Origin of the sequence: Bradyrhizobium guangdongense (assembly GCF_004114975.1) — a bacterium.
Taxonomy (GTDB): domain Bacteria; phylum Pseudomonadota; class Alphaproteobacteria; order Rhizobiales; family Xanthobacteraceae; genus Bradyrhizobium; species Bradyrhizobium guangdongense.
Genome location: NZ_CP030051.1, coordinates 1,136,033 through 1,152,652 on the forward strand (window position 1 = coordinate 1,136,033; position 16,620 = coordinate 1,152,652).

The 16,620-nt window shown below is 64.2% G+C and carries 16 protein-coding genes; 12 read left to right on the forward strand and 4 right to left on the reverse strand.

The features are described from left to right. The first annotated feature begins 120 nt into the window (after positions 1-120). The 4 genes from X265_RS05445 (at position 121) to X265_RS05460 (ending at position 4,579) form a co-directional block, all read left to right on the forward strand. A complete protein-coding gene (locus X265_RS05445; RefSeq protein WP_128963969.1) occupies positions 121-1,068 on the forward strand; it encodes a TAXI family TRAP transporter solute-binding subunit in 948 nt (315 codons plus the stop codon). Positions 1,069-1,272: 204 nt separating this feature from the next. Further along, positions 1,273-3,384, forward strand: coding sequence for a TRAP transporter permease (locus tag X265_RS05450; RefSeq protein ID WP_164938440.1), 2,112 nt, complete (start codon positions 1,273-1,275; stop codon positions 3,382-3,384). Continuing rightward, positions 3,381-3,773 (forward strand): DUF1850 domain-containing protein, encoded by a 393-nt coding sequence (locus tag X265_RS05455; RefSeq protein ID WP_244659259.1) that lies wholly within the window; start codon positions 3,381-3,383, stop codon positions 3,771-3,773. The genes X265_RS05450 and X265_RS05455 overlap by 4 nt, the downstream gene beginning before the upstream one ends. Next, positions 3,773-4,579: an SDR family NAD(P)-dependent oxidoreductase gene (locus tag X265_RS05460; RefSeq protein WP_128969152.1), complete on the forward strand. Its 807-nt coding sequence runs from the start codon at positions 3,773-3,775 to the stop codon at positions 4,577-4,579. The genes X265_RS05455 and X265_RS05460 overlap by 1 nt, the downstream gene beginning before the upstream one ends. A 68-nt stretch (positions 4,580-4,647) precedes the next feature. Here the strand turns inward: X265_RS05460 and X265_RS05465 are convergent, their stop codons facing one another. Next, positions 4,648-5,418 (reverse strand): hypothetical protein, encoded by a 771-nt coding sequence (locus tag X265_RS05465; RefSeq protein ID WP_128963971.1) that lies wholly within the window; start codon positions 5,416-5,418, stop codon positions 4,648-4,650. A gap of 85 nt (positions 5,419-5,503) precedes the next feature. After that, positions 5,504-7,048 carry a cation:proton antiporter gene (locus X265_RS05470; protein WP_128963972.1) on the reverse strand — a complete coding sequence of 515 codons (1,545 nt, stop codon included), beginning with the start codon at positions 7,046-7,048 and terminating at the stop codon, positions 5,504-5,506. 103 nt (positions 7,049-7,151) lie between these two features. Between X265_RS05470 and X265_RS05475 the strand changes: the two genes are divergently transcribed. The 5 genes from X265_RS05475 to X265_RS05495 all read left to right on the forward strand — a co-directional run bounded on the left by X265_RS05475 (position 7,152) and on the right by X265_RS05495 (position 12,823). After that, complete coding sequence (locus X265_RS05475) at positions 7,152-7,916, forward strand: tetratricopeptide repeat protein (protein WP_164938441.1); 765 nt, start codon at positions 7,152-7,154, stop codon at positions 7,914-7,916. 97 nt (positions 7,917-8,013) lie between these two features. Further along, entirely contained in the window at positions 8,014-9,396 is a 1,383-nt protein-coding gene (locus tag X265_RS05480) for a tetratricopeptide repeat protein (protein ID WP_128963974.1), read from the forward strand. A 210-nt stretch (positions 9,397-9,606) separates the two neighbouring features. Continuing rightward, entirely contained in the window at positions 9,607-11,517 is a 1,911-nt protein-coding gene (locus X265_RS05485) for a propionyl-CoA synthetase (RefSeq protein WP_128963975.1), read from the forward strand. 63 nt (positions 11,518-11,580) lie between these two features. Continuing rightward, the gene (locus tag X265_RS05490) at positions 11,581-11,850 is read left to right on the forward strand and encodes a hypothetical protein (RefSeq protein WP_128963976.1); all 270 of its coding nucleotides are present in this window, start codon (positions 11,581-11,583) and stop codon (positions 11,848-11,850) included. A gap of 244 nt (positions 11,851-12,094) precedes the next feature. Next, positions 12,095-12,823, forward strand: a complete 729-nt coding sequence (locus X265_RS05495) for an OmpW/AlkL family protein (RefSeq protein ID WP_128963977.1) — start codon at positions 12,095-12,097, stop codon at positions 12,821-12,823. Positions 12,824-12,895: 72 nt separating this feature from the next. On the opposite strand, the gene X265_RS05500 is transcribed toward X265_RS05495, so the two are convergent. Together X265_RS05500 and X265_RS05505 are read right to left on the reverse strand one after the other, a co-directional pair. Then, positions 12,896-13,081 carry a hypothetical protein gene (locus X265_RS05500; RefSeq protein WP_128963978.1) on the reverse strand — a complete coding sequence of 62 codons (186 nt, stop codon included), beginning with the start codon at positions 13,079-13,081 and terminating at the stop codon, positions 12,896-12,898. A 136-nt stretch (positions 13,082-13,217) separates the two neighbouring features. Beyond that, the gene (locus tag X265_RS05505; protein WP_128963979.1) at positions 13,218-13,913 is read right to left on the reverse strand and encodes a DUF1013 domain-containing protein; all 696 of its coding nucleotides are present in this window, start codon (positions 13,911-13,913) and stop codon (positions 13,218-13,220) included. A 266-nt stretch (positions 13,914-14,179) separates the two neighbouring features. On the opposite strand from X265_RS05505, the gene ispH reads away from it, so the two are divergent. Genes ispH through rnhA form a run of 3 tightly spaced genes read left to right on the forward strand, consistent with a single transcriptional unit; the run spans position 14,180 to position 16,611 of the window. Further along, positions 14,180-15,148: a 4-hydroxy-3-methylbut-2-enyl diphosphate reductase gene (gene ispH / locus X265_RS05510; protein ID WP_128963980.1), complete on the forward strand. Its 969-nt coding sequence runs from the start codon at positions 14,180-14,182 to the stop codon at positions 15,146-15,148. 6 nt (positions 15,149-15,154) lie between these two features. Beyond that, positions 15,155-16,150, forward strand: coding sequence for a homoserine kinase (locus X265_RS05515; RefSeq protein WP_128963981.1), 996 nt, complete (start codon positions 15,155-15,157; stop codon positions 16,148-16,150). Further along, on the forward strand, positions 16,147-16,611 hold the full coding sequence (gene rnhA / locus X265_RS05520) for a ribonuclease HI (protein ID WP_128963982.1): 465 nt from the start codon (positions 16,147-16,149) through the stop codon (positions 16,609-16,611). The genes X265_RS05515 and rnhA overlap by 4 nt, the downstream gene beginning before the upstream one ends. The last annotated feature ends 9 nt before the right edge of the window (positions 16,612-16,620 follow it).

Below are 16,620 nucleotides of genomic sequence, written 5' to 3' on the forward strand. Positions count from 1 at the left end.
AGTTCCCCGAAAAGCAAGGCAAAACGGCCATTTACCGCAGCCCTGTTTTGTCTTTTGGATGGGTTGACCCATGCCTCTCATCCGGCCAATTTCGCCGCCGGTTTGGGGAGTGTAACAACCATGAAACGGACGATTTTCGGTGCGGCCGCGGCTCTTGCTCTGGCGGCGTCGCCGCCTTGTGCGCAGGCGCAATCCTTCATCAACGTGCTGACCGGCGGCACCTCCGGCGTCTATTATCCGCTTGGCGTCGCGATCGGGAAGATCTACGGCGACAAGATTCCGAACGTGAAGACGCAGGTGCAGGCCACCAAGGCGTCGGTCGAAAATCTCATCCTGCTGCAGCAGGGGCGCGGCGAACTGGCGTTCACGCTGGGCGATTCCCTGAAAGCCGCCTGGGACGGCGACGAGGAGGCCGGCTTCAAGACCAAGCTCGACAAGCTCAGGACCATCGGCGCGATCTATCCGAACTACATCCAGATCGTCGCCACTGCCGACAGCGGCATCAAGACGCTGGCCGATCTCAGGGGCAAAAGCCTGTCGGTCGGTGCGCCGAAGTCAGGCACGGAGCTGAACTCGCGCGCGATCCTTGCCGCTGCCGGCATGAGCTACAAGGATCTCGGCAAGGTCGAATACCTTCCGTTCGCCGAATCGGTCGATCTCATGAAGAATCGCCAGTTGGCCGCGACCCTGCAGTCGGCCGGCCTTGGTGTCGCCTCGCTGAAGGATCTGTCGACCTCGAGCCCGATCACGGTTGTGTCGGTGCCGAAGGAGACCGTGGACAAGATCGGACCGCCCTTCATCTCGGCGGTCATTCCGGCGAACACCTATACCGGCCAGGACAAGGACGTGCCGACCGCGGCCGTGGTCAATTATCTCGTGACCAGCTCCGCCGTCTCTGACGACCTCGCCTATCAAATGACGAAACTGGTCTACGAGTCGCTGCCCGAGCTCGCCAACGCGCATGCGGCCGGCAAGGAGATCAAACTCGAGACCGCAGCCACCGGCAGCCCGGTTCCGCTGCATCCCGGCGCGATCCGCTATTACAAGGAAAAAGGGCTGATCAAGTAAGGTCGGCTCTCCAAGTAGGGCGTCATGGCCGGGCTTGTCCCGGCCTCCACGTTCTGAGGCTAGCCAAGAGAGTTCGTGGATGCCCGGGCCTTCGCCGCGCCGAAGCGGCTTCGGCCCCGCAGGCGGGACAAGCCCGGGCATGACTGCGCGGATAGACCGTGCCACTCTCACTGAACATGATGTTGGACTTGGGGCGATTTGAGAATGCTGGAAAAGGCAGAGGGCACGGGAGCCCCCATCAAAGTCGAGTTCGACAATTTCGAGCATGGCTTCCCGGAAGGCTTCGGGCCGGGCTGGTGGGGCGCGCTCGCCTACTGGATCGGCATCGCCTTTGCGACCTTCCAGCTCTATGTCGCCGCCTTCAACTATCTGCCGAGCCAGGTGGTGCGCGGCGTCCATGTCGGCTTCCTGACTCTGCTCACCTTCGGCCTGATCGCCAACTTCACCGCGAAGAGCAATTTTGGCCGTGCGGTGGGCTGGGCGATCGGCGCCGCGGGCTTCTTCTGCGGCCTCTATCAGTGGATCTTCTATGCCGATCTGATCGCGCGCGACGGCGATCCGACCAGGCTCGATCTCGCGGTTGGCACGCTGCTCGCGGTGTTGATCTTCGAGGGCACGCGGCGCCTGATGGGCGCGGCACTGCCGCTGATGTGCGGCGCGTGTCTCGTGTACTGGTTCTTCGGCCAATACCTCCCATCGCCGCTGAATCATCGCGGCTATGATTTCGACCAGATCGTCACGCATTTGTCCTACGGCACCGAGGGTTTTTACGGCGTTCCGATCTACGTCTCGGCGACGTATATCTTCCTCTTCATCCTGTTCGGCTCGTTCCTGGAGCGCGCCGGCATGATCCAGCTGTTCACCGACGTCTCGCTCGGCCTGTTCGGCCGCTCCCGCGGCGGACCGGCCAAGGTTGCGGTGTTTGCCTCGGGCATGATGGGCACGATCTCCGGATCAGGGGTCGCCAACGTCGTCACCGTCGGCCAGTTCACCATTCCCCTGATGATCAGGTTCGGCTATCGCCGCGCCTTCGCGGCCGGCGTCGAGGCGACCGCTTCGATGGGCGGGCAGATCATGCCGCCGGTGATGGGCGCCGTCGCCTTCATCATGGCCGAGACGCTCGGCGTCCAGTATTCCGAGATTGTCAAAGCCGCTGCGATCCCCGCGATCCTTTATTTTGCCTCCGCATTCTGGATGGTGCATCTGGAAGCCGGCAAACACGGCCTTACCGGCATGAAGCGCTCGGAGACTCCGAGCGCCTGGAACGCGCTGGTGAAGGGCTGGTACCTCGTGCTGCCGCTCGCCGCACTCGTCTACATGCTGTTCGAAGGTTTTACGCCGCTCTACGCCGGCAGCATGGGTCTTGCACTGACGGTGGCGCTGATCCTGGGGGCGAGCATCACAGCGGGCGCCTCCTCCAATGTGATCCGCACCATCTTCTGGATCGGCCTTGCGCTCGTCGTCGCGGCGCTCTCGCGCGACGGCCTGAAGATCGTGCCGGTCGGCTGTGTCGTCGTCGCGCTGATCCTGATCACCGCCTTCGTCCGCGGCGGGATGGCCGCGTTGCGCTCCTGCCGCGACTCGCTGGCCGAAAGCGCAAAATCCGCCATCACCGTCGGCATGGCCTGCGCGATCGTCGGCGTCATCATCGGCATGATGTCGCAAACCGGCGTCGGCACCATCTTCGGCAGCTGGGTGATCGGTCTTGGCGAGAAGAGCCTGTTCCTGGCGCTGATCATGACGATGCTGCTGTCCATTCTGCTCGGCACCGGCATTCCGACCATCCCGACCTACATCATCACCGCCGCGCTCGCAGCACCTGCGCTGGCGAAACTCGGTGTGCCCTTGATCGCGAGCCACATGTTCGCGTTCTACTACGGCATCATGGCCGACCTCTCGCCGCCCGTGGCGCTGGCCGCGCTCGCGGCGGCGCCGATCGCGAAGGAGAATCCGGACAAGATCGGCTGGGAGGCGATGCGGATTGCGCTCGCCGGCTACGTCATCCCCTTCATCTTCGTCTATTCGCCGGCACTCATGCTGCAGGCCGGCGATCCCATGGCGGCAAAGCTTGGTTTCTATGGCGCGGTGGCGTTGGCAAGCTTCAAGGCGCTGGTAGCGATCGCGCTGTTCGGCATGGTTGCGATCGGCTTCCTGTTCACGCGGCTGACGCTGATCGAACGCCTCGTGGCGCTCGGCGCCGCGCTCTGTCTGCTCGGGGACTTCCCGTTCAGCGACACGGCCGGCTTCGTTCTGTCCGCTGCGCTGGTGCTATGGCAGTGGCGGCAACGCCCGCCAGCCGTGGTCGAGCCGGCGTGAGCCTCTGCTTCGCAACAGCCGGCAGCGTGAAGGCGCTGGCGCTGTCCACGTTCACGCTGGTGTGGACGCATTCGATCGCCAAGGTCGACTGGCAGGAAGATTGGCGCGTCACGCCTGCAGGACTCGAGCTGGTGCAGGCCCGCGTCAAGGGCACCGGCCCCGGCATGGAGCCGCCGCCCGAGGCGCGGCTCGTCGATGGCTGGTTTCAGTGGCAGCCGACGCGCGCACCGATGCCGGAGGTCGTGCTCGGCAATTCCGGCGCCGCAGGGGAATGGCGGCTATGCCATGATGGACGCTGCCAGACGCTTTCGGAGATTGTCGGCCATCCCATCGGTGCTAACGTCACCACGATGCGTATCTGCGGCGAACAGCAGAAGGGAGACAAATGATGGACCGGCTCAAGGGCAAGGTTGCGATGGTGGTGGGCGCCGGCTCGATCGGGCCTGGCTGGGGCAACGGCAAGGCGACCGCGGTGACCTTTGCGCGCGAGGGCGCGCAGGTGTTTTGCGTCGATCGCAATGGCGCGGCCGCGGAGGAGACCGCCAAGATCATCGCCGGCGAAGGCGGCAAGGCGACCGCGTTCACCGCCGACGTCTCGCGGCCTGCCGAGATCGAGGCGATGGTCGCCGCATGCCTGAAGACCTATGGCCGGATCGACGTGCTCGACAACAATGTCGGCATCGCCGAGATGGGCAGCGTGGTCGAGGTCACCGAGGAGAGCTGGGATCGCGTCTTCAGCGTCAACCTCAAGAGCGCCTATTTCGCCATGAAGCACGTGATCCCGGTCATGGTGAAGCAGGGCGGCGGCTCGATCATCAACATCTCCTCGATCGCCTCGATCCGCCACATGGGCATCTCCTACGTCACCTATGGCTCGTCGAAGGCGGCAATGAACCAGATGACGCGCACCACCGCGATCGAGTTCGCGCGCCATCATGTGCGGGTGAATGCGATCCTGCCCGGCCTGATGAAGACGCCGATGGTCGAGCATTCCGCCGGTCTCGCCAACAGCTACGCCAAGGGTGATGTCGAGGCGATGTGGCGTGCCCGCGACGCGCAGGTGCCGATGGGCCACATGGGCGATGCCTTCGACGTCGCCAACGCCGCGCTGTTCCTGGCGTCGGACGAGTCGAAATATGTGACGGGGATCGAGCTCGTGGTCGACGGCGGGATCACGTGCAAGGCGGGGGCGTAGGCTTCGCCGCGCCCCCCCCGCAGTCGTTCCGGATCCGCACTTCGCTCGTCCGGGAAGAGGGTGGAGATCTACTGCGCCAGCGCCAGGATTCCGCCGGCGAACGCGTGCCACGCCGCGCTTTCGCTGATCGGCCAGTTCAGCACTTTCAGCGCCAGCAGCGCGAGCGTGCCGTAGATGTAGACCGGATGGACGCGGCCCTCGTTGCGCCAGTCCCGCACCATGGCAACGACGAGCAGGAGCGAGGCAACCACGGCCGGCGCGATCGTCACCGGCACCGGAGGCGGGCCGGGCGGTCCGGGAGGGGCCAGGAAAGTCAGGAACCAGCGCGCGATCGCGGCATCGAGGATCGAAACTGCCGCGAGCAGCATCAATCGCTTGTGGATCTCGGGTTTGCGTGTGTTCATGATCGCAAGCACGAACACCACGGCAAAGAACGCGATCCCGCTCATCGGCACGATCGCGAAGCCGATGCCGGCCTCGCGCTGCCCGAGCTCCGCGGAATGCTTCATCACATGCACGGAGGCGAGGAAGCCGAAGATCGTCATGGCGGTCGCGAGCGAGACCCCGACGACGCCGAACGACCGGTGATTGATCACGCGTCCCGAGGCCGCGAGCCAGGTCTGGACCACGAAATAGAAAGACCAGGTGAAGAAGATCAGTCCGTGAAAATGAATCACCGGGCTCCCGGAGAACGTCCGGTGGGCGAGCGGCACGAAATAGGTCGGTGCGAAGCCGAGAAACGCGGTGGCCGCGCAGGCCAGCGCCATGTGGAAATAGAAATACCGTGCAGGCGACGCATCACGCGCGCGTACACGACGGTCGTCGATCAAGGTCGTCATCTGGGATGAGTCTGGGCAGGCCGCATTTGGTTCAATGCGCCGACCTCCCGCCCTGACGCGCAGAGGCAGGCGAGGCGGGAAGGGCTCAGCCTCCCGCGCTCAGTTCCGCCCGATCCAGCTCCTCCTCGATCCGGTGGAACGCGTCGTCGCCGATCACTTCGGTGGCGCGGAGCTCGAAGATGGACCTGCGCGCGGCAGCGATGGCGCGGCGGCGCAGGGGATCGGCAGGCAGCTCACCGTTGGCGATGCCGCCGTGCGGATCGTCGTCGGCTTGCATCATGATGGCGCGGTATTCCAGCCGCAGGATTTCGGCCTCCTCGGACGGATCGTCCTCGATCGCGTCGAGCGCAGCCCGATAGGCGATGGTACGTGCGCGCGCGACCTCGATCCCGACGGGATCGTCGTCCTTGAGTCCGAAGGCCAGGATCAGCGGCCGCAGCGTCAGGCCCTGGACGATCAGCGATCCCAGCACCACCGCAAAGGCGATGAAGACGATGAAATCGCGATAGGGAAAATTCTCCGGCAGCGCGAAGGCCGTGGCGAGCGTGACGAGACCACGCATGCCGCACCAGGAGATGATGAGACCGCCCTTCGGGGAGGCCACGGTGTTCGGATCTTTCGGATGATAGATCCCTTGCGAGATCAACACGCGCAGCGTTGTGCGGTAGAACGTCACCCAGAGCAGCCGCACCAGCACCACCGTCAGCAGGATCCAGGCGGCGGCCATGCAATATTCCCAGCGCACGTCCGTTTCCAGCCGCGTCCAGATCGGACGCATCTGCATGCCGATCAACATGAAGGCGAGCACATTGAGCACGAACACGGTCGTCTCCCACACGGCATAGGACGGCACCCGCAGCCGCGCCGGCATGCGCATCCCCGCTCCGCGCGCCATCGTCATCGCATAGACGACGATGGTGAGAATGCCGGAAAGGCCGAGATGCTCGGCGGCGATCCAGACCAGGAAGGTGGTCGCGAACTGCACGATGATCGCGCTCGGTGCCTCCTTCACCCGTTCAATGAACAGGGGAATGATGCGCCCTGCAAGAAAACCGGCGATGACACTGCCGACGAGTGCCAGCGTCATGATCGGCGCAACCTGGCCCCATGTCAGATGCTCGGTGACGACAGCGCCGACCGCGATACGATAGATCAGCAGCGCGGTCGCATCGTTGAGCAGGCTCTCGCCTTCCAGCACCTTCACCATGCGGTAGGGCAGCTTCACCTGGCTCAGGATCGCGACTGCGGCTGCTGCGTCCGGTGGCGCCACGATCGCGCCCAGCGCCACGGCGGCGGCCCAGGGCATCCCGGGCATCAGCCGGTGCGCAACATAGGCAACGCCCGCCGTGGTCAGGCCAACCGCGGCGACAACCAGGGTGGAGACCGGAACCCAATTGCTGCGCAGATCCCGCAGCGAGGTGTCGAAGGCGGCATCGAGCAGGACTGGCGCGACAAAAAGGGCCAACGCCAGGTCCGGCTGCAGCGTCCAGGTCGGACTATCGGGCACGAAGGCGATCAGTGCGCCGCCGATGGCGAGAAAGGTCGGGTAGGGGACCTTGATCCGCCGCGCCAGCGCCGATAATGCAACGGCGCCGAGCAGAAGCACGATGATCCATTCGAATGTCGACAAATTGGTCCCCGAAACCGATGTGAACGGCGCAACAAGCTAGCACCAATCCGCCCGTATGATGGATAGTGTACCCAGAAAGCAAGGCGATCCGACTGCAACGAGCATGCGTTTTCAGAATCTCATTCGATTGTCAGCCGCCCTGATGCTCTCTGCGCTCTGGAGCGGCCTGGCCCGAGGTGCGACCGGCGGCGAGCCGGCTGCCGTCGTGCAGGTCGACGTCGCGGCGTGCCTTGCGGCAGCCGCGGCCGATGACATGGACAAAGCGGGCCCGGCCTGCGCTGCCGTCATCGACAACGAGAAGACCGCAAAGCCCGACCTGGTCAAGGCGCTGGTCGCGCGCGGCGCGTTGCTGGCACGACATGACCAGATCGATCGTGCCATCGCCGACGACAGCCGTGCCTTGCAGCTCGATCCCACGCTTGCCGACGTCTTCAACGCGCGCGGCGAGCTTTGGCTGAAAAAGGGAGACAAGCCGAAAGCCGTGCAGGATTTCGGCGCGGCGCTGAAGATCGACCCGAACCACGAAAAGGCCAAGGCCAATCACAGGGCGATGGCACGCGAGCTCGAACGGATCGGCGCGCAGATGGCGGTCGCCGGCAAGCCCAGCTTCAATTGCGCGGGCGCGCGCCGCCCGGTCGAGAAGGCGATCTGCGCAAACCACGAACTCGCCGATCTCGACCGCGAGGTCTATGCCGCCAATGCGCGCGTGATCCGCGAAGCGCGCGATGCAGATGAGGCCAGGAAACTTCAGCATGAGCAGGATGATTTCATCGTCCGCCGCAATGCCGGATTTGGCCGGCCGGGTTACGATATGAAGAAGGCGATGCAGGAGCGGCTCCAGCGATTGAACGGGGCGGATGGATATTAACGGTCTTTCGGCCTCCTGACGCTGAAAGCTGCCGCATTTTGAACCGATCCCTCGCCCGCCGCGACAATGGAAAAACCGATGTTGCGGAGCTTTCCTCATGTGCGGCACGCGTTCTTCCGCGCAAATCGTCCCGTTCACAAACCCATTGCGCGCCTTCCTTCTCGGAGCTGCAATCAGTCTTGTCCTCGCCGTTCCAGCATCGGCCGCCGCCGACTGCGTGATGGGCAGCAAGGCCGCCCCGGCGGAGATCATCAACTCGTGCAGCGCCATCATCGACCAGACCTCGAATCCGAATTCCGACCGCGTTGCAGCGCTGCTGGTCCGAGCCGATGCCAATGCGCGGACATCGGGCGGGCTCACGCAAGCGCTGCGAGACATTGATCGCGCCATCGCGCTCGACGCAAGGAACGCGCGCGCCTGGCGGCTGCGTGGCGACCTGTTGCGGCAGGCGGGCGGTGATCTCAACCGCGCCACGTCCGATCTCAGCAAGGCCATCGAGCTCGATCCGCAGGACGCCGAAGCCTATGAACTGCGCGGCGTCGCCTACACCAATCAGCGCCGGCTCGACCGCGCGATTGCCGACTACGACCAGGCCATCAAGCTGAAGCCGGATGATGCGCAGGCATGGTCCGATCGCGGCGCGACCTACTATCTCAACGGCGATAACGAGAAGGCGATCGCCGATCTCAGCGAGGCTTTGCGGCTCGATCCCAACCGGGCGCGCAGCTATACCAACCGCGGCGCCGCCTACAAGAAGCTCGGGCAGCTCGACAAATCGATTGCCGACGACAGCGAGGCGATCAGGCTCGATCCGAAAGTGCCGGAATATTACGACAATCGCGGGCTCTCCTACGCGGCAATGAAAGACTACGACAAGGCGATAGCCGATTACGATCAGGCGCTGCGATTGGCACCGCGGCCCAACTTCTTCACCAACCGCGGCGATTCCTACCAGTTCAAGGGTGAGTTCGGTGCCGCGCTCAGCGATTACGAGGCCGCGCTGAAGCTCGATCCCGACTTCGCGAAGACCTACAACAACCGCGCCGTGCTCTATTCCAAGATGGGCGAGCGCAAGAAGGCGCTGGCCGACTACGAGACCGCGCTGCGGCTCGACCCCGGTAACGAGAACGCCGCGAACGGCCGTCGCACCATGATGGCGGAGATCGCGAAGTTCGGCGCCGAATCGCCACGGCCGCTGGCCGCCAATTCCGGCAACGGACCGTCATTCGATTGCGCGGATGCGAAGCGCGAAGTCGAGAAGGTGATCTGCGCCGACCCGCAGCTTGGAATCCTCGACCGCCAGATCGCCGAGACCTATGAGCGCGTGCTGAAATCGATGAGCCGTCGCTCGGCGGCCGGCCTTCGCAAATCTCAGCACGAGTTCCTCGCCACCCGCGACGCCAGCTTCCGCCGCCCCGGGTATGACCTGAAAAAGGTCATGCAGGACCGCTTGCAGCGCTTGAACGCGATGCAGGGCTAGGTTCTTCCTCTCTCGCAGGCGGGGCGAGGGGTCCGCTACCCGTGCACAACCGTGCCTCCTCCAAAAAGCCTATCCTTATGGGCTTGAACCGCGGCGCGTTCCCGGGAAAATAGCTCTCAAACAAGGTCGAACTTGATCCGAGTCATGGCGGGACGCCGGTCCTGCCGCAAGGTTCAGGATGAGGCCAATAAAGGGAACGGGAGCGCGGGAATGAACAGCCAGGTGCAGAGCAAATATCACGAGGTCCATGCGCGCTCGCTGGCCGATCCCGAAGGCTTCTGGGCCGAGGCCGCGAAAGAGATCGACTGGATCGAGCCGCCGAAGAAGATCTTCGATCCGGCGCAGGGCGTCTACGGCCGTTGGTTCGCCGACGGCGTCGTAAACACCTGCTACAACGCGCTCGACCGCCATGTCGGAGGCGGCCGCGCCGATCAGGTGGCGCTGATCCATGATTCACCGCTGGCGGGCTCGCTCACCAAATTGACCTACGCCGAGCTGCTGGGCGAAGTGCAGGCGCTCGGTGCCATCATGCAGGATTTCGGCGTCGCCAAGGGCGACCGCGTGATCCTCTATATGCCGATGGTGCCGGAGGCGGTGGTCGCGATGCTTGCCTGCGCGCGCATCGGGGCGGTGCATTCCGTGGTGTTCGGCGGCTTTGCCGCCAAGGAGCTCGCGACCCGCATCGACGACGCGCAGCCGAAGCTCATTTTGTCCGCGAGCTGCGGCATCGAGCCGGGTCGTATCGTGCAATACAAACCGCTGCTCGACGAGGCGATCAAGCTCGCATCTGCCAAGCCCAGGGCCTGCATCATATTGCAGCGTCCGCAGCTCGTCTGCGATCTCACGCCAAAGCGCGACTATGACTGGGCGAGCCTGCGCCGCAAGGCGGTGAACGAGGGCAAGAAAGCGCCTTGTGCCCCGGTCGCCGCGACCGATCCGCTCTACATCCTCTACACGTCGGGCACCACAGGCATTCCCAAGGGCGTCGTGCGCGACAATGGCGGGCATCTGGTTGCGGTGAAATGGTCGATGTTCAACCTCTATGGCGTCAAGCCGGGCGAGGTCTGGTGGTGCGGCAGCGACATCGGCTGGGTGGTCGGCCACAGCTATATCGTCTACGGCCCGCTGCTGCATGGCGCGACCACGATCATGTACGAGGGCAAGCCGGTCGGCACCCCCGACGCCGGCGCGTTCTGGCGCGTGATCTCGGAGCACAAGGCGGTCGCCTTGTTCACCGCGCCGACCGCATTCCGCGCCATTCGCAAAGAGGATCCGGAAGGAAAATTCATCCGGCAATACGACTTGTCGAAATTCCGCACGCTGTTCCTCGCCGGCGAGCGTGCCGACCCGCCGACGGTGGAATGGGCTGAGCAGCAGCTGAAAGTGCCTGTCATCGACCATTGGTGGCAGACCGAGACCGGCTGGTGCATCGCCGGCAATCCTGTGGGCCTGGGCTTGCTGCCGGTGAAGCATGGCTCGCCGACGGTCCCGATGCCGGGCTATCAGGTCGATGTGGTCGACGAAGCGGCGAAGCCCGTCGGTCCCAATACCATGGGCTCGATCGTCATCAAGCTGCCGATGCCGCCGGGCTGCCTGCCGACGCTGTGGAATCAGGACGACCGTTTCAGGGAAGCCTATCTCAGCGAATTTCCCGGCTACTACAAGACCTCGGATGCCGGTTACAAGGACGAGGACGGATATGTCTTCGTCATGGGCCGCACCGACGATATCATCAACGTCGCCGGCCATCGTCTGTCCACCGGCGGCATGGAGGAGATTCTGGCCTCGCATCCCGACGTCGCCGAGTGCGCCGTGCTCGGCGTCAAGGACGCGATCAAGGGCGAGGTGCCCTGCGGCTTCCTGGTGCTGAAGGCCGGCGTGAAGCGGCCGCCTGCCGAGATCGAGAAAGAGATCATCGCACTGGTGCGCGACAAGCTCGGTCCGGTGGCCGCGTTCAAGCTCGCCATCACCGTCGGCCGGCTGCCCAAGACGCGCTCGGGAAAGATCCTGCGCGGCACCATCAAGAAGATCGCCGACGGCGAGGCCTGGTCGATGCCGGCCACGATCGAGGATCCCAAGGTGCTGGACGAGATCGGGGATGCGCTGAAGGGGAGGGTGTGAGGGGCGGGGACTTACATTCTCCGCATTCCGGGGTAAACAGGGCCGGCCAACAGGGGACCTTGTATGCCACTCGCCACCGCGCCGCGCCTGCTTGCAGCCATCCTGCTCGCCATCGCTCTGTCCGCCTGCTCGGCGCGTTACCAGACGCCGACCGCGATGGGCGGTGACGACGATGACGCGGTGTGCCAGAGCCGCGGCTATGCGGTGGGCTCGCCGGAATACGTGGCCTGCCGCAAGGACCGCGACGTCCAGCGCAGTGCGGCGATCTCCCGCTCAGATCGCCGTCAGCGCGATCTCGGCGAATACATGCTGAACCATCCCGAGCGCCCGTAATTCACACTGGACATGTTGGATCGAAGCGGCTCGCCGTCGTCGGCGCCGTTACCGCGCGTTTCCATGTACCGAGCTACCGCGCAAGTCGCTCGCAATGTCGTCTGCCGTGGCAGATGTGCAACGCTGTCGCTGAATTGTGACGCGCCAGTCCGGATTTGATGCAGGTCAAATCCGAGGGCCCCTCCTTTCTGCTCTGTCATGTCCGATCGCGCAACGGGGCGCGCATGGCTTTAAGGGGAATTCAATGCGAAGGACAATTAAGAGTGCCGCACGGCTGGCAGTGCTTGCCGCCGCGTTTGGTGGGGCGCTTGCATCGGCGCAAGCTGCGGATTTGCCGGTCTATACCAAGGCACCGCCGGCAGCAGAGGCGTGGAATCCCTGGATGATCCGTCTGCGTGTGCTCGGCGTGTTGCCGGATACCGGTGGCAGCTCAGTCAACGTCGCGGGCGTGCCTGCGCTGTCGTCGCCGAACTCGGGCCTTCACATCAGCAACCAGGTCGTCCCCGAGCTCGACATCTCTTATTTCTTCACCCAGAACATCGCGGCTGAGCTGATCCTCGGCGTCACCCGGCATCACCTCACCGGTTCGGGTACGCTCCAGGGGCTCGATATCGGCAAAACCACGCTGCTGCCGCCTACGCTCACCCTGCAATATCACTTCACCAATTTCGGCGCGTTCAAGCCCTATATCGGTGCCGGTGTGAACTACACCGTGTTCTTCAACAACTCGGCGTCTAACATTCCGTTCGCCGGCCTCGCCGTCACCAGTCTGCATGTCAGCAACCAGTGGGGCGGTGCCGTGCAATTCGGCTTCGACTACATGCTCAACAAGCATTGGGGCCTGAACGTCGACGTGAAGAAGCTGTGGCTTCAGCCGAACTACTCGGCCATGGTCAATGGTGCGATCCCGGTCACCGGCACCGCGCATATCGATCCGTGGCTGGTCGGCGCGGGCGTGACCTACAAGTTCTAACGTTTTCGCGGCGCCGGGCGAGACCCGGCGCCGCGAAATCATTCTCTCGATTCCTCACGGGCGCAGACGCCGTTATCCCGCGTGTACCGTGCGCGGATGGCGCTCGTGTAATAGCTTCGCCAGGGCGTCGCGATCGCCCGGGTGGTCTTTGACGGCAATTTCGAACAGCGCTTCCTGGATGTCCCGGGGCATATCTCCCCAGGCGGCCAGCACGGCCCGTCCCAGCATCACCGCAAAATCGTCTTCGTCGGCCCGCATCGCTGATCCTCCGCGTCGGACACAATGCGACGCGAGCAGCATCGTTCCCGCAGCCGCGCCGCAAAAGTTCCCGCTTGAAAACAAAACGCGGCGGATCGCTCCGCCGCGCTCGAACCGGATGCGGTGAGGGAGGAGCCTACTCCTCCTCTTCCTCGTGCTTCTTGCCGCCGAGGGTTTTCAGCTTGGCGAACACGGCGTCGACGTTGAGGTCGTCGCTCGACTTCTCCGACGGCTCGTACTCGTCCTTCTTGGTGGTCTCGGAAGCCGGCAGCAGGGTCGCGCCGCCATAGGCTGCGTCGACCGGCTTTTCCTTGGCCGCGCGGGCCACTTCGAAATCGAGCTCGATCTGCGAGCAGAGGCCGAGAGTCACGGGATCGATCGGCGTCAGCTGGGACGTGTTCCAGTGCGTGCGGTCCCGAACGCTGGCAATCGTGCTCTTGGTGGTGCCGACCAGACGCATGATCTGGGCATCCTTGAGCTCCGGATGGCTGCGCAGCAGCCAGAGGATGGCGCTGGGGCGCTCGTGGCGCCGCGACACCGGGGTGTAGCGCGGGCCCTTGCGCTTGGGCTGCGGCGGCAGCACCACCTTGCTCTCCTGAAGGCGAAGCCGGTAGTCCGGATTCTTCTCGCCCTTTTCGATCTCCTCACGGGTCAGCTGGCCGTTGGAAAGGGGATCCATGCCCTTGATGCCCTGGGCGGCGTCGCCGTCGGCGATCGCGCGCACCTCGAGGGGATGCATCTTGGTGAAATCGGCGACCTGGTCGAAGGTCAGCGCGGTGTTGTCGAGCAGCCAGACGGCGGTCGCCTTGGGCATCAGAGGTGCGTTGCTCATGGCAAATCTCCTTTGTGCTTCGCCCACCCCCTTAGGAGGCGAAACCGGTGGTCATCAGCGATGACAGGGAATTGGCGCTATATAAGCCCGGAGGGGGTAGCCACGCAATGGTTCTGCTATAGATAGTGCCTTGACAGCGCCCGAAAGGGGGCCCAATTCCCTCTGAAGTCGCTGCAAAGTCCAAGCAGACCGTTTTTAGCCCCTTTCCACCCATCGACCGCCCCCGCCAGAAGGCGAAACGGGTGATTCGGTCCCGAGATCGCTCAATGTCAGCCAAACCAGACCTCAAGATCGTGCTTTGTTCTCCCCGCGGCTTTTGCGCCGGGGTGGTCCGGGCGATCGACACCGTGGAACGGGCGCTCGATAAGTACGGCGCTCCCGTCTATGTTCGCCACGAGATTGTGCACAACAAGTACGTCGTCGACGGGTTGAAGAAGAAGGGCGCGATCTTCGTCGAGGAACTCGCCGAGATCCCGGAGAACACCACCGCGCCGGTGGTTTTCTCCGCTCATGGCGTGCCGAAATCGGTTCCGGCCGACGCTACCTCCCGTAACCTGTTCTCGCTGGATGCGACCTGCCCGCTGGTGACCAAGGTGCACCGCGAAGCCGCGATCCACTTCAAGCGCGGTCGCGAGATCTTCCTGATCGGCCATTCGCATCATCCGGAGGTGGTCGGCACGCTCGGCCAGCTTCCGGTCGGCGCGGTCACCCTGATCGAGACCGCCGAGGACGCCAAGACGATCAATCCGAAGGACCCTGACAACCTCGCCTTCGTGACCCAGACCACGCTGTCGATCGACGACACCGCGGAGATCGTGGCGCTGCTCAAAGAGCGCTTTCCGAACATCAACGGGCCGCACAAGGAAGACATCTGCTACGCCACCACCAACCGCCAGCTCGCGGTGAAGAAGGTGGCGCCGGTGGTCGACGCGCTCATCGTTGTCGGTGCGCCCAATTCGTCGAACTCGCAGCGCTTGCGCGAGGTCGCCGAGCGCGAGGGCTGCAAGATCGCGGTGCTGGCGCAGCGCGCCGCCGACATCGATTGGGACAAGTTCGGCAACATCACCAGCCTCGGCATCACCGCGGGCGCATCCGCGCCGGAAGTGATCGTCGAAGAGATCATGGACGCCTTCGCCGAGCGCTACACGCTCCATGTGGAGACGGTCTCGGCCGCGGAAGAGAACGAGTTCTTCCCGCTGCCGCGTCAGGTGCGCCCTGAAGCCGCCGCCGAGTAGACCTTGATGGCGGTCTACACCGACGTTGCCGCCGACGAGCTTGCGGATTTCCTGAGGCAATACGATCTCGGCGAGTTGCTCTCCTACAAGGGCATTGCCGAGGGTGTCGAGAACACCAATTTCCTGCTGCACACGAGCCAGGGAAATAAGCAGGCCTCGTTCATCCTCACGCTCTACGAGAAGCGCGTGGCGAAGAACGATCTGCCGTTCTTCCTCGCGCTGATGACGCATCTGGCCGAGCACGGCGTCAGCTGTCCGCTCCCGGTGAAGGCGAGGGACGGCGAGGCTCTGCGCGAGCTGTCGGGGCGGCCTGCCGCGATCATCACCTTTCTCGAAGGCATGTGGCCGCGCAAGCCGAACGTGACGCACTGTGCCGGTGTCGGCGAGGGGCTCGCCAGGATGCATCTGGCCGGCGCGAACTTTGCGATCAAGCGAGCCAACGCGCTGTCGGTCGCCGGCTGGCGGCCGTTATTCGACGCGGCTTCGAACCGCGCTGACGAGGTGCAGCCGGGCCTGCGCGCGTTTCTCGCGGCTGAGCTCGACTATCTCTCGAGCGGCGTCTGGCCTACCGATCTGCCCGAGGGCGTGATCCACGCCGATCTCTTCAACGACAACGTCTTCTTCCTCGGCGACAAGCTCTCCGGCATCATCGACTTCACGTTCGCCTGCAACGACATGCTGGCCTATGACGTCGCGATCTGTCTGAATGCCTGGTGCTTCGAGCCGGATCATTCCTTCAACGTCACCAAGGCGCGGGCCTTCCTCAACGCCTATGGCCGGGTGCGCAAGCTGAGCGAAGCCGAAGAGGCCGCACTGCCGCTGCTCGCGCGGGGCGCGGCGATTCGCTTCCTGCTGACGCGGCTGGTCGACTGGCTCAACGTGCCGCCGGGGGCGCTGGTGAAGCCAAAGGATCCGCTGGAATATGTCCGCAAGCTGCGCTTCCACCAAACCGTCTCCAGCGCGCGCGACTACGGGCTGATGCCATCGGGACTGGTCGCGTGAGCGAGCTTCCCAACGTCACGATCTTCACCGACGGCGCATGCTCGGGGAATCCCGGGCCCGGCGGCTGGGGCGCGATCCTCAAGTTTGGCGACAAGGAAAAAGAGCTGAACGGCGGCGAGCCGCACACCACCAACAACCAGATGGAATTGATGGCGGCAATCTCCGCGCTCGAAGCGCTGAAGAAGCCGTGCACCGTCGATCTCTACACCGACAGCCAATATGTCCGGCAGGGCATCACCGGCTGGATTCACGGTTGGAAGCGCAACGGATGGCGCACCGCGGACAAGAAGCCGGTGAAGAATGTCGAGCTATGGCAGCGCCTCGATACTGCGTTGAAGGCGCACGAGGTGCGCTGGCATTGGGTCAAGGGCCATGCCGGCCATCCCGAGAACGAGCGCGCCGATCAGCTCGCGCGCGACGGGATCGTCAAGGCGAGGCTGCAGCAGCGGGTGAGGGAGTAGGGGTCATTC